Below are 14,927 nucleotides of genomic sequence, written 5' to 3'. Positions count from 1 at the left end.
TCAATCCTACCGAAACCTCTCATCGGAAATTTGAAATGAACACTGTTAAACATAACCGTTACCTTATCTCCAAAAGCTTGCTTCTCCGGCTAATGCTGGGTTTAATGATTGGACTTTCAGCCAATATCAGCCATGCAACAACCATTTCGCAAACGCCGCTATTCCTAACCCTCAGCGTTACGCCTATCGTTATGTTGAATGTCTCCAAGGACCATCAGCTGTATTTTAAGGCTTTTGACGATTTTTCTGACTTGGACAAAGATGGAATCCCTGAAACAACCTATAAACACAGCATTGACTATTATGGCTACTTCGATAGTTATAAATGTTATAGCTATACCAATAGCCGGTTCGAACCCAGCTCGACAACATCCACTAAATACTGCACCGGTCTTTGGAGTGGCAATTTTTTAAATTGGGCCAGCATGACCCGTATAGATACCATCCGCAAGATTCTTTATGGCGGCCTGCGTTCTACCGACATAGGCTCCACCTCTACCACTGCAAGCACTTCGGCTCCCGTTACCTCGACTCCCGTTGTCACCAGTACCAGTACCTCCGCTTACGTTGCAGGCACTCCCGTTGTTACCAATACGTCTACCTCTACCGTTGCTGGGTCTGATGTTACGAAAGCGGTGTGTAACTCACTCAACGCATCCTCGACTGTCGTTGTTAACCCCCAGAGCGCCGAATCCTCACCCAGTGCATCCACATCCGGCACAACCACGAACAGCACACCTATTCCCGGTTTATCCACGAACAGCGCACCCACTACCAGTACATCAGGCACAACCACAACAACAACTTTTAACACTATTTTTAACAGCACTTATACCGCTACCCAACCTACTACTTATACTACAACTCATACCATTAGAACCGACACTACTACAGCTGATAGTAGTTCCTGCCATAATAGCAGCCCCAATCACACAACGATAACTAAGGTCACAAAAACATACACAACCACCTGGACATCCACAAAAACAGACACAAAACAAACCACAACCACGACCACGACCACAGCTACAACCGTACCCTCTCCTGTTCTTACCGTGCTGGAGCGTAGTTATTTGCCCAACGATGCCCACAGTTTCTCCAAATTCTATAATGGCCCCGGTCTAACCCAACTCACCCCTTTCACATCTACGGATGTTGCAAACGGCATTACTCTTTGCAATACGACAGTATCAAGTACCCAGCTCTCACAGAATGTTACAGATGCCCCATTCATTCGAGTAGCTAAAGGCAACTATTCCCTTTGGGCCGCTAACGAACGCTGGCAATGCCGTTGGTCAGGCGAAAAATCTGCATCAAACAGCAACTCATCTTCTGATTCAGGCATTAGTGCGGCAAATAGTAACCCGGACAAAACCACTAATGGCTTAGGTGACTATGTTGCCAGAGTAAAAGTCTGCGACAGCAGCCTTCTCGGGACAGAAAATTGCAAAACATATCCCGACGGCGCAAAAAAGCCGATCGGTTTACTACAAACCTACGGTGATGACGACAAATTACGCTTTGGTATGATGACAGGTTCTTTCGGCAAAAATAAATCTGGCGGGGTATTGCGTAAGAACGTGTCTTCCATTACCGACGAAATCGATGTCACAACCAGTGGAACCTTCAAATCGGCTCCGTCAACAGGCGGGATCATTGATACCCTGAACAAATTGAGAATACATGGATACCGTCACGATGACGGCACCTATTTCGGCACCACCGGTAGTGATAGCTGTACTTGGGGCCTAAATACCTTTACAGACGGCAATTGCAGCAATTGGGGCAACCCCCAGTCTGAGATATTTTTGGAGTCTCTACGTTATCTGACTAATCACAGCGCCTTAAGCGCATACCTCCCTACAAGCGCTAATACCGACTCATCATACATTCCAGGCTTGACAGTTGCCACGCCAACCAACCCTATTATTGCTACCGAATGGTGCGCAAAGCTGAATGTCATCCAATTTAATGCCAGCACCAGTTCATACGACGGTGATCAACTCAGCAATGTTGCCGATATCACCGCCACCGCCATGAATGAATTAACTGATACAGTAGGCGTGGGTGAAAACATTCCAGGCAACAGCTATTTTGTTGGTGAAAATGGCACTATAAACGACCAATTGTGTACAGCAAAAACCGTGAATAATCTCAGTGATGTGAAGGGCACTTGTCCGGATGCGCCTCGTCTTTCCGGTTCGTACCATATTGCCGGGCTGGCTCAATTTGCCCATAGCAACGACATTCAACTCACCTTGGAAGGCAAACAGCTGGTAACGACCTATGGGGTTGCGTTATCTCCTGCTATCCCCAAGATTGTAGTTCCAGTACCCGGCAGCACTAGCAAAACAGCATCCATATTGCCCGCCTGCCAGGACTCATCTGTCGGCGGTAACTGCGCCATTGTTGACTTCAAGATCGTTCATCAAGACTGCTCCCTGCTTTCACCTGTGCCTTCCGGCACATGGAACTGCGGAAAGGTTTATGTTAATTGGGAAGATAGTGAACAAGGCGGCGACTTTGATCAGGATCAGTGGGGCGTTCTAACCTACAGCGTGAGTTCAACTCAGGTTATTATTACAACTGACGTTATTGCACAATCGACCCCTTATAAAATGGGATTTGGTTATATTCTCAGCGGTACAACCAAAGACGGCTTTCATGCGCACTCCGGCATTAATGGCTACGCCTATACTGACCCGCAAGGAACAACTGCCTGTACCAATTGCGTAACTACAAATGCAGCAAGTAGTGTGACCTACACAATTGGTTCCAGCTCTGCTCTTAGCTTGCAACAACCTCTTTATTACGCCGCAAAATGGGGAGGTTTTACCGACAGCAACAGCAATAAAAAGCTTGATCTACAGGAAGAATGGGACAGTAATGGAGACGGAATCCCGGACCGTTACTTTTTTGCCACTGATCCACGCGAATTAGCCACTTCTTTAAGCGCTGCCTTCGCTAACGTGGTTGCAACCAGTTCATCTTCTTCCTCAGTGGCGGCCAACTCCACTCGCTTGGACACAGGCACCCTAGTCTATCAAGCTAAATTTAACTCCGGAGAATGGAGCGGCCAATTAGTGGCTTATAGTGTAAATACCAGTTCTGGGGCGTTAACTCCCGTATGGGAAGCCTCTGCATTGCTCCCTGCCCATGATAGTCGAAACATTTATACTTATGACCCCTCAGCGGCGGCAGGCCTACACGGCGTTCTTTTTCAATGGGCCAATCTAACTGCTACGCCAGTGGGCACCTCTCAGCAGGATTATCTAAATAAGTTGATGGGACTTAGCGATGGCAATGGCGAGTTGCGTGTTAACTGGTTACGTGGTGCCGATGCCAAGGAGCAAAAAAATGCTGGTGGTATTTTTAGGAATAGAACCAACTTCCTGGGCGACATCATTAATTCCGACCCCGTGTATGTGGGTATTCAAGATTATGGCTACAGTACATTGCCAGGTGCAGAAGGGGCCAGTTATAGCGCTTTTCGTTCCACCAGTGCATACACAAACCGACGATCTATGCTTTATGTGGGAGCTAATGACGGGATGTTCCATGGTTTTGATGCCAAAAGCACAGGAATAGGCGGACAGGAAATATTCGCTTACATTCCCAATGCATTATTTCCTGAATTGAGCAAATTGACCTCACCCAACTATTCCCACCAGTATTATGTCGATGGTATGTCTGGCGTCAGCGACGTGTATTATGATTCGGCATGGCACACTTTATTGGCTGGCACCACGGGAGCGGGTGCTCGTGCGGTGTTTGCACTGGATGTAACCAATCCTGATGGGTTTGGTTCCAGCAGTGCATTATGGGAATTCACCAACGCCAATGATGCCGATTTGGGCTATACCTTAGCGCAACCTTCAGTGGTCAGGATGCAAGACGGCCATTGGGCCGTGATTGTTGCCAATGGGTATAGCAGTGATAACGGTCACGCCGTGTTGTTCGTTCTTGATGCTAAAACCGGCGCAATACTGCAAAAAATTGATACGGGCGTTGGAGCTACGACTAACAAAAATGGGCTTTCATCGCCGATTGCTGTTGATACTAATAATGATCATAGTGTCGATGCTGTTTATGCCGGGGATTTGTACGGCAATTTATGGAAGTTTGATGTGTCCGGTAGCGCCGGTAGCTGGACTGTCCCCGGCAGTCCCTTTTTTGTCGCTTGCACAACATCCGGAACAACTTGCAGTACAGCTGATCGCCAACCTATCACCGGCAAACCTAACGTGGGTCAAGTAGGAGAGGCAGGATCTGATCAGAACGGTGTGGGACGGATGATTTATTTCGGCACCGGCAAGTATTTTGAAACGGGGGACAATATTGTTGGTGATAGTCCGCAAGTGCAAACTTTTTACGGTTTATGGGACAAAGGCTCGGCAATAACCGATCGAAGCTCGTTGCAAGTGCAAACTATCGATTTTGATGGCATAGCAACAACAATAGGAGGAACGCCAAGCACCAAGCCAATTCGCGTTGTATCAAACAACCCCGTGTGTTACGCCGCCACTAGCACCGGTTGCACGGCAAGCAGTCCATTAAAGACCGGCTGGGCATTAAACTTACTCAAGCCAGTAAATATTGCCCAAGGCGAATTGGTTGACAGCTTTCCTCTCCTTCGCCGAGGCTTAGTGGTATTTTCCACAAAGATTCCCAATACTGATCCATGCGCTTCCGGCGGTAAATCACGTACAATGGAGGTCGGTGCGCTCAGTGGTGGAGAATTTAGCGGGCCGCCCTTTGATGTCAACGGAGATGGCCAGGTTAATGATGATGATTTTGTATTGATCAATGGTGTTAAACACGCCGCATCGGGTATTGACTTGGGGATCGGCATTACTAAAACGCCGGCGGTAGTTGAGGGCTCTTCCGTTGATTTCAAATACCTCAGTGGCTCATCCGGACAGATGGGTACTATTAATGATGCCGGAAGCAGTGGTTCTTGTAAGCGCAATATAGTAATGTCCTGTTTTAGCAAAGTAGAAATGTCCTCTCCGGTGTAAATTTACAGTTTTTTGTAAATTTACACCATGGATAACGACAGCTATGCAGGACATCATTACTATGAGCAACAAAGAATTACATCGCATAGAAATTCTACAAAAATTGATTGATAAACGGCTATTCGAACATGAAGCTGCCAAGCAATTAGGTTTGAGCGTTCGCCAGATCAGGCGGTTAAGAAAAGCGTATAAAGCTAATGGAGCCATAGGTGTTGTCAGCAAGAAACGCGGTAATCCAAGTAATCACAAGTATCCAGACTCGATTAAAGAATTGGCCATAGCTTATGTCAAACAATACTACGTTGATTTTAAGCCAACTTTTGCCTGTGAAAAATTAAGTGAAAACCATGAGCTAACTATTTCTCGGGAAACGTTACGAAAATGGATGATTGATGCGGAATTATGGATACCCCAAAGTAGTCGGTTAAAACGCGTCCACCAGCCTCGTAATAGACGTGAATGCTTTGGTGAGCTAATACAGATTGACGGCTCGCCACATGACTGGTTTGAAGGCAGAGCGCCTAAATGCACACTTCTTGTTTATATCGATGATGCAACGGGGAAACTCATGGAATGCCAATTTGTAAAATCAGAGTCAACGTTCACTTATTTTGATTCCACTCGCCGATATTTAGAGAAGCATGGCAAGCCCGTTGCGTTTTATAGTGATAAACACTGCGTATTTCGTGTTAATAAAACAGGTGAATTAGGTGGTGATGGTGTCACTCAATTTGGAAGAGCCTTAACCGAATTGAACATTGATATTATTTGCGCCAATACGCCGCAGGCCAAAGGCCGCGTTGAACGTGTCAATAGAACCCTGCAAGATCGTTTGATTAAAGAAATGCGGCTTATGAATATTTCTGGTGCCGAACAAGGAAATCAATTCTTGCCGGAATTTATGGATAAATTTAACAAACAGTTTGGAGTGGAATCAGTTGATTCCAAGAATATGCACCGTGAATTGCTGCCTCATGAAGAATTAAATGAAATTTTTTCATGGCAGGAAAATAGAACTTTGTCTAAAAATCTAACCCTGCAATACGACAAGGCACTCTACCTGATTGAGGATTCAATTGATAACAGAAGCCTGGCCCGGAATAAAGTGACCGTTTATGAATACTTCGATGGCACAATAAAAATCAAATGTGACAATCGCGAGCTCCCCTACCGCATATTCGATAAAATCAAAAAAATCGATCAAGGGGAAATAGTAAGTAATAAGCGATTGGGAGCGGTTCTAAATTTCATCAAAGAAAAACAGGATAAAAATGATGAAAAACGCAGTGCGGGCGCTCCATCAAGACAACACTTGGGCGAAGTGAGCACCACAATAATTAGAAATGGATGAAAACCCCACCTCCTCCTGATCGTGAGTAAAATTGGGTAGTGGAAAAAGAAAACCAATACAGGGGACACTTCTACTTTGCAGCATAGAGGACATTTCTAAATTGCGTTTACAGGTTCTGCTGCTGGTGGCGGTGGTGGCGGTATTCGCAGGTCCTGGCGGCAATTGAAATAGTTAGATAAGGTGAGTAATACTGTTTTGTTCACCTATTTTCTGAAAAACGTACCAAAATAACACTGAAAAAACATTATGAAACAAACGCAACAAGGTTTTACGCTCATTGAACTAATGGTTACCGTGGCGATCGTTGGTATTTTAGCCGGCATCGCCTATCCCAGCTATCAAGACAGTGTGATGAAGTCACGGCGAGCGGATGCAAAGGGGGTAGTGTTGGGCTTGGCTAATGCCATGGAACGGCGCTTTACGGAGACAAACAGCTATTTGGGCGCTGCGACCGGTCCGGCAGACATGGGAGCCCCCGGTATTTACACTATCCCGGCTGAAACAGCCACCTATTACACGATAACCATTAGCGTTGCGACTGCCAGCAGTTATACCTTAAGCGCGGCACCTGCCGGAGTCCAGTCAACTGATGAATGTGGTACCTTAACGCTGACTCACACAGGCAGCAAAGGTGTTACTGATGCAGCAACCGGGGTCACAGCTGCTTATTGTTGGTAAGATTAATAAGTTTTATCATCCTCTCGAATGATGTGAAAACAATTTAAGCACCCATGACCATGCTGGAACGTAGACAGAATCAATAGTTATGCCTACTTTCACCACTTATTCGCTAGCCGTATCCTCTATCCTTGTATCAAATTCAATCATCAACTACAGGAAAACGGCATATCCTCTCAAGCATTGTAATAGTCCTTCCCCTAAGGCGGGGATACGAAAGCCGGACCATTATCCTTCCCTGTCTCGGCCGTTTTTAAATTCACCAGCAATCCGGAAGCATCGCCACCCGCTGTTTTATTCAACAAAGGCGCCAGCGTGGGCTCCAGAAACTTGATTATTTGTACCGGCAATGAGCTGGTAAAGTGATACTTTTCGGCATCCGGCCCCGCCACATAAGCGGTAATCACACCAAAAAATCGATCCCCGAGGAAAAAGGTAAAAGTGGCGGCACGGCTGATGAATATCGAGTCGATCAAGCGCCCCCCTGCTCCCCATATTTCACGGCGATGATCCCCGGTTCCGGTTTTACCGCCGACCGACAGCGGTTTGCCGTCAGCGCTTTTGTATATGCCGCGAAGACGTCCCGCCGTACCTGCCTCGACCACGCCGATCAGCGCGCCGCGCGCCGCTTTCGCCACTTCGGGTGCAAGCACCTGCTGGCCTTGCTCTGGCAATTTGTCCAGCACTGTTTCATAGGGTGTCGCCTGGGCGTAATGCAAGCTGTCGAACCGGACTGTCGGTAATCGCATGCCGTCATTGCGTAAAATACCCATCAGTTCCGCCAATGCCGCCGGACGATCGCCCGATGCGCCGATGGAGGTCGCGTAAGAAGGCGTTAACGATCCGAACGGATAGCCCAATCGATCCCATGCGGTATGAATCTGCTTAAAAGCCTCATCCTCCAGCAAGGTCATGATCCGCCGCTGTTGGGCGTTTTTCCGGCTGCTTTTAAACAGCCACCGGTAGACATTCTGCCGCTGCTCGGTACTGGCGGCGATAACTTCAGCGCGCGTGGCATCGGGATGTTGAACCAGATAACCGACCAGCCACAATTCCAGCGGATGAACTTTGGTGATATAGCCCTGATCCTGCAAATCGAAATTCGCGGGCGAATACTTCCGGTGAAGCTGCTCAATATCTTCCGCATCCAAGGGCGTGGCAGATAAATGGGCATTCAAATAACCGCTAAGCGCGTGAGTATCTGCGTCCGGGTAAACCGCCTGGTAAAGCATGGTCAGACGCGACGGCTTGGCAAAGACTCTCTGGGTCAGCAACTCCATGATGTCGTCGGTCGGCTTGCCGTGATACTTGTCGTAAAAACGTCTTAAATAAACCAGGCCTTCCTTATCCGCAAAACGTTCCAGATATTCCATGCGCCGAGGATCATCAGGGATTTCCAGCCATCGCGCTATGCCTTCCGGTTTATAAAGATGATGATAGACCAGGTCGCGCATCAACCGAACGAACACCAGATTGACCGAATCGCGTAACGCATCGCGCACCGACATGATTTTAAAATTTTCATCCGGGGTGAAATTATTAAAACTATGCACGCCGCCGCCGGTATAAAAATTCTCGTAAGGACTGGCCGAGTAGCGTCGATCCAAGGCCTGGTTAAGCAAATCCTCCAGATTTATTTGTCGATTCGCACGTAACTGAGCAATAACCCAGGCCGATAAATAATCGCGCGGATGCAATTCAATCCGGCCCAGTTCCTGCGGCGGCAGGTCTTTATATTGCAGGTAAATCTCGGTAACCAGCTCCAGATAATGCACCATCGTCCGCAGCTTGGCGGTTGAACCCAAATCCAGCCGTATGCCTTCGTTAATATCGAGCGGCTGGTCGTAATTATCGGTCTGGATGCGCAACAGATTGCCTTTTTCGCCACGCTCAAACAACATCAGGCTGTAGACTATCGGAGCAAGGTCGATATTTTCATTCAGCATCCTAAAGCCCACTATGCCGGCGGCGCGGGCCTTATCAGGCTCGCTCAACTGGCGCAATGCATGGGTAACCGCTTGTTGGGTGCCGTAATCGAGTGTGGTTTTAACGGTTAAATCCAGACGGTCCAGCTCATAGTTGGACTTTACACCCAGCGTCTTGGCAAGACGGGTGCGCAACACATTCTGGGTCTTTTGTTCAGCCATAAATTTGACCGGCATTTGATCCGACTTAGGCAATCGCACCGTAGACACCTGCAAGGCCGCATCCCGTAGCGACGCTGAAATAACGCCCTGTTCCGCCAACACGCGCAAATAACTGTCGGTAAGATTTTGCAGTACGTTATAACCGGGGCCTAAAAGATAGGAGGGTCGTCTTTGCGACAGCAGGATACTCAGCACCTGTCGGTAAGCTTGCGCCTGTTGCGCGGTAACCCGTTCGGTTGAATTGAGCGATTTCTGTCGCGTCGGTTCCCTACCGACTGCGACACTTCCGCCATCCATGGCAGTCGGACTGAGCAGTTGGTTAACCGCGTTAAAATCGGCGCCGAACCAAGCCGACAAGCCATCACCCAAACCATGCACCTCGCCTAATTTCGCAGTCGCGGCCAGCGGCATGGAATTTAAATAAGCGAGCGCGATTTGTCGTCTCATTTCACGCGTATCCGGCCCCAGTAAATAGGCGCGTATCGATGCGCTGCCCATTTGGCGAAGCTTTTCGACCATTGATTCGGTATAGCCGTCCGGCGAATGCCGGTATTTTTCCAACTGCGTCGCCAAGGTGCTGCCGCCCGGCACGTTGATGTCCGCGCCCAGTTTTCGCGCCATCATTTGTAATGCGGCAAAACCCAAGCGATCCCATTCCACCGCCGGATTAATATTTCTGTGATTTTCGTCAAGCAACTCCCGGTTTTCTATAAATAGCAAGGTGTTCAATACCAGCGGCGGGATGGCATTAAAATCGGGATAACCATGAGTGGGATAGACGGCGCTGAATATAGTTCGGTTGGCTTGATCGACAATGCGAAGCCCGGCCCGGGTTTTCTCTTGATAAATGGGAAACAAGCCGTAATCATCGACCAACCGGCTCATCATCGGCGAAATAGAGGCCTGCGTGGTCACGCTATAACCTGACTTCTCCAGGCGTGCTATCTCGTCCGACAACAGCGTGTAGCCCAGGCGCTGGTCGTAAGGGCCGTGATCAGGATAACGTATCGCCGAACTATGCCCCGGCTTGAGCTCAGAACTCAATTGCTTGCTTATTGCCGACAGGTAACGCGCCTGATATTTAGAGGTCTGCACCTCTTTTTTTACCAGCGTGGTAACCGCTATTCCGATTACGACACATCCGCCCAAAACATAAAGCAGCAGTAACCGTGAAAGCGTTCGTTTATGTATTCTCATTGCCTACAAGGATGTAGGTAAGGGGCGTGAGCAGGAGCGGAAGCTTTGCCGGACATTAACCTCAAAACGAACTCCCGGCTCTTTCATTTCGGGACTATTCAAGCATTCTGCCTTCAGTATTAACATCAAAATAATTGCATCTCTTTTTCGGTTGGAATTGTAGCCCAGGGGGCAAAATGACGAGCCCCAAACTGTCCATCCAGTCGCATATATATGAATTATGCAGGAATCGGAGCAATACGGGAGCAGTGTGCCAAGGAAAGTTTAGGGATTAAACCGCGCCTCTCTGATCAACTTATATATATTAATTATAACCACTCGCGAGCAACAATGGTAATGGAAAGGAAGTTTGTCAATTTGGCAACACTCCCGTTTACTGGTCATTAAACTTTTACATCAAATAATTGCAACGCTACAATCAGTACAATTATCGAACGTTATTTATCCTGAAATCAACCCTTCCCGCACTGCTCATAATCACTCTTCAAGAACCGCTATGTCCGAATCTTATACCCGCTTTCGCGATATTTCCGTCAGCGAACGCATTTTAAATACTGTCTTTTTGCTTACCATAGGACTCGGCTATCTGGTTGCCTTGGGCAATCTGTATTACTCCCATCAGGGTCATGACGGCGTGGCCGGGCTGTCCATTGCCGATGTAACCATTAATTATCACGGTTCAAATGACCAAACGCGCTTGGGCTCGGCCATTAACGGCATCATGGAACCTAACCTGAAATATAAAAACGATAAGGAAGTCATTTTAAAATGGATACAAGACGGTGCCGATGAACCCGATTACGACCAAAAAATCGCCCCGATATTAAATCGCGACTGCATTACGTGCCATACACCCGCTATCAATCCTTCCCTGCCCGATTTAACCCATTACGCAGGCGTATCCGAAGTGGCCCATAGCGGAGGCGCATCATACCCGCGTTTAATCAGGGTTTCTCATATCCATTTATTCGGCATTGCGTTTATTTTGTTTTTTATCGGCAAGATTTTCCTGCTTTGCGATATTAATGTGATCGTAAAAAGAGTTGCGGTCGTCATCCCTTTTGCCGCGATGTTATTGGATGTCCTGTCGTGGTTTATTACCAAATCCATTCCTTCATTCGCCTACGTGGTGGTTGCCAGCGGTGCGTTAATGGGAATTTCGATGGGCATGCAAATTTTGATCAGTATTTATCAGATGTGGTTTTATGCCAGGAATAAAAACTGAATCATGGTGACGTGCCCGAATTTCTCCATGAACCTGGAAAAACGAAAACCAAAAGTAGGCGACACAAAAAGCACAAAAGTTTTCCAATAGATACCAAACCGTAAGCCATCACTCATCCAAAGGGTAAATAACAATATACTGATTTCTTTCGTGCTTTTCATGAACTCACTGCGGGTTTTTAGGATGATCGGTATTGCTAGAGTTCCTCGCATCCCTGTCGATTATGCAGGAGCAGCGTAGCGGTGCGCCGACGACCACATGAGCAAATATTTGCTCCTTCAATATCTGTATTCCCCACATCCATGTGGGTTATGCAGGAGCAATTGCCGAGTTCATGTATAATTCCGCGCCATGAGCATTATAAGAAAACTTGCATCTCAGACTGCGGTCTACGGCCTCAGCAGTATTTTCGGCCGATTCCTCAACTATCTTTTGGTGCCGCTGTACACCTATTACTTCACCGCAGCGGAATACGGGGTGGTGTCGGAATTTTATGCCTACGCCGGATTTTTTTCCGTATTGCTGTTGTTCGGATTTGAAACCGGCTATTTTCGGTTTCGCGATAAGGAGCGCACCGGCCCCGATGTCGCCTATTCCACAGCACTGATATTCGTAGTACTGGTCAATCTGGGCTTTTTTACGCTGATATTGTTGATCAACACACAGCTTTCAGCGGCGCTGAACTACGCCAATCACCCTGAATATGTACTGTGCTTTAGCCTGATTTTAATCCTGGATGCGATTGCCGCCATTCCGTTTGCCCAGCTGAGGGCGGAAAACAGGGCCTTCCGCTTCGCCGGCATCAAGATATTCGAAATAGGGGTAACCGTGCTGCTAAGCCTGTTTTTCATCATCTACTGCCCCAAGCTCTACGCGGCCAACCCCGAGTCATGGATAGCGCCGATCTACAACCCCGCCATAGGCATAGGCTATATTTTTATCGCCAATCTATTGGCCAGCGGCTTTAAATTTTTGCTGCTTGCGCCTCAATTAGCCGGCCTTGCCTGGGGATTTGACCGGGCATTATTCGGCCGCATGGTTCGCTATTCGTTGCCGATGGTGGTAATCGGTTTCGCCGGAATCATCAACGAAATGCTCGACCGCGTCCTGCTAAAGTACCTGCTGCCTTACGATGCCCTGACCAACATGAAGATGCTGGGCATTTACAGCGCCTGTTATAAATTATCGATTCTGATGTCGCTGTTCATTCAGGCTTTCCGTTATGCGGCCGAGCCGTTTTTCTTTGCTTACGCCGGCAAAAGCGATGCCCGCCAGGTTTACGCGGTGGTGCTCAAGTTTTTTGTCATTTTCTGCGTGTTCATCTTCCTGCTGGTAACCTTATTTATCGATTTCTTTAAGTACTTTGTCGGCGACGAATTCCGCGCCGGCCTTGAAGTCGTGCCGATTCTGCTGCTGGCTAATCTATGCCTGGGTATTTATATTAACCTGTCCATCTGGTATAAATTAACCGATCGTACCTTGATGGGCGCTTCGGTATCTTTAGCCGGAGCGGCGTTGACTATCGCGCTCAATATCTGGTGGATACCGCTGTTCGGTTATGTCGGTTCGGCTTGGGCGACGCTGGCCTGTTACGGCAGCATGGCTATCCTCTCGTATCTGTTGGGGCGAAAATATTATCCGGTGAATTACGATGTTAAACGCGTGCTCGGTTATATCGGGCTTGGCATCGGCTTGTATTTTGCTCACGAACAATTGCTGATGATTATCGTCTGGCAGCCGTGGCTATTGGCCAGTGCATTAATGTTGATTTATGTGCTGATTACCCTGCTATGCGAAGGGCGTCAGCAACGTAGGTTGGGTTAGGCAATAGCCGTAACTCAACCTACACTCTACGAGGATTTCGTTTACAGTGAATTCTTTTTTAAGCCTCGGCAATTGCTCCTGCATTGCTCTACCTCCTGCATCCGTGCAGTCGTCGGCAATTGCTCCTTGCATTGTTCTACCTCCTGCATCCGTGCAGTCGTCGGCAATTGCTCCTGTATTGCCCTACCCCCTGCATCCATGCAGTCGACCGAACTATAAATTATGACAAATACTATGGAAGTCAAAGCGCGTCTTATCGGCGGTTTTATTTTACTGTTGCTGGGTAGTTGGGTTTTACACAGCTTTCTGGCTTTGCTGGTTTGGGCGGTGGTGCTTGCCATCACCACTTGGCCGATTTATCAACGGCTGCTAGCCTCCAATGAAATACATGGAAAAGTCACTTGGGGGGCTTTGCTGCTGACTCTGCTGATCGGCGCACTGATTCTTGTACCCTTGGGTTATGGTTTGAGCCGGTTGCTGAATGAGGCGCAATCGCTCGGACAAATCCTGACTGAAGCTCAAAATGTCGGCATCCCGCCGCCTGTCTGGCTGGAAACCATACCCATGATAGGTAACTGGGCAAAAGACACCTGGATGAATGCCTTGGGCAATCCGGTCGTCGCCAATGAATCTTTGCACTGGCTGGGAACCGGAAGCGCCATCACTTATACCAAGGACTTCGCCAGCCAACTTTTGCACCGATTCTTCGGTTTTTTATTGACACTGTTGGTGTTGTTCTTTGTTTATCAACACGGCACGGGGCTGAGTCAATATGTGCTGGCGACTAACCGAAAACTGTTTGGCGAAACCGGCGTCCGTTACGCCATTCACGCCACAGCGGCGGTGCGCGCCACGGTCAACGGCTTGGTGCTGGTCGGCCTGGGCGAGGGCTTGCTACTGGGCGTGGGCTATGCGTTGGCCGGATTAAGTCATCCGGCCATGCTGGGTGCGTTGACCGGTGTTTTTGCGATGATTCCGTTCGCGGCCAAACTGATTTTCGGCGCCTGTTCGTTGGTGCTGATCGCAGAAGGACACATGGCGGCGGGAAGCTCGCTGTTTGTGTTCGGCGTAGTGGTTATCCTGCTGGCTGACAATTACGTACGTCCCAGACTAATCGGCGGCGCAGTTAAACTGCCGTTCATCTGGACACTGCTCGGCATTTTCGGCGGACTGGAAAACTTCGGTCTACTGGGCTTGTTTTTAGGGCCTACGCTCATGGCGGTACTGATCTCGATCTGGCGCGACTGGGTTGCCGATATGGATAAACCGAAGACAATTGCATGGGTGGAAGATGCTGAAAACGGCGCCGCACAGGAAGTAATTACCGAAGTAGAGCCAATACCAAGCCCCTCGCCAACAGAATTCGACGACGGACAATAACCAGGCTTTACCGCCTATGGCGTTTCATCATCGTTTATTGCTTTAATGATGAGGCGCTGTTGGCGGCCGAACGGATTTCCTGGATTAACAATATCAAACTCACTTGA

General features: G+C 48.3%; 7 protein-coding genes. 6 read left to right on the top strand and 1 reads right to left on the bottom strand.

Annotation, left to right across the window (positions count from 1 at the left end; translation table 11 throughout):
* Positions 1-35: 35 nt before the first annotated feature.
* The 3 genes from METTU_RS01505 to METTU_RS01495 all read left to right on the top strand — a co-directional run bounded on the left by METTU_RS01505 (position 36) and on the right by METTU_RS01495 (position 7,047).
* Positions 36-5,018 carry a pilus assembly protein gene (locus METTU_RS01505; RefSeq protein ID WP_006889531.1) on the top strand — a complete coding sequence of 1,661 codons (4,983 nt, stop codon included), beginning with the start codon at positions 36-38 and terminating at the stop codon, positions 5,016-5,018.
* A 43-nt stretch (positions 5,019-5,061) separates the two neighbouring features.
* On the top strand, positions 5,062-6,369 hold the full coding sequence (locus METTU_RS01500) for an ISNCY family transposase (RefSeq protein WP_006889414.1): 1,308 nt from the start codon (positions 5,062-5,064) through the stop codon (positions 6,367-6,369).
* A 246-nt stretch (positions 6,370-6,615) separates the two neighbouring features.
* Positions 6,616-7,047 carry a type IV pilin protein gene (locus METTU_RS01495; RefSeq protein ID WP_006889530.1) on the top strand — a complete coding sequence of 144 codons (432 nt, stop codon included), beginning with the start codon at positions 6,616-6,618 and terminating at the stop codon, positions 7,045-7,047.
* 200 nt (positions 7,048-7,247) lie between these two features.
* On the opposite strand, the gene METTU_RS01490 is transcribed toward METTU_RS01495, so the two are convergent.
* Positions 7,248-10,391, bottom strand: a complete 3,144-nt coding sequence (locus METTU_RS01490; protein ID WP_006889529.1) for a transglycosylase domain-containing protein — start codon at positions 10,389-10,391, stop codon at positions 7,248-7,250.
* 496 nt (positions 10,392-10,887) lie between these two features.
* On the opposite strand from METTU_RS01490, the gene METTU_RS01485 reads away from it, so the two are divergent.
* The 3 genes from METTU_RS01485 to METTU_RS01470 all read left to right on the top strand — a co-directional run bounded on the left by METTU_RS01485 (position 10,888) and on the right by METTU_RS01470 (position 14,820).
* Positions 10,888-11,616, top strand: a complete 729-nt coding sequence (locus METTU_RS01485) for an Aq_1264-related membrane protein (RefSeq protein WP_006889528.1) — start codon at positions 10,888-10,890, stop codon at positions 11,614-11,616.
* Between the two features lie 351 nt (positions 11,617-11,967).
* A complete protein-coding gene (locus METTU_RS01475; protein WP_006889526.1) occupies positions 11,968-13,440 on the top strand; it encodes an oligosaccharide flippase family protein in 1,473 nt (490 codons plus the stop codon).
* A 222-nt stretch (positions 13,441-13,662) separates the two neighbouring features.
* Positions 13,663-14,820 (top strand): AI-2E family transporter, encoded by a 1,158-nt coding sequence (locus METTU_RS01470; protein ID WP_150107718.1) that lies wholly within the window; start codon positions 13,663-13,665, stop codon positions 14,818-14,820.
* The last annotated feature ends 107 nt before the right edge of the window (positions 14,821-14,927 follow it).

Source organism: Methylobacter tundripaludum SV96, from assembly GCF_000190755.2.
GTDB lineage: Bacteria > Pseudomonadota > Gammaproteobacteria > Methylococcales > Methylomonadaceae > Methylobacter_A > Methylobacter_A tundripaludum.
The sequence above is the reverse complement of the archived record's forward strand: the minus strand, read 5'-3'. Positions and strand labels throughout refer to the sequence as shown.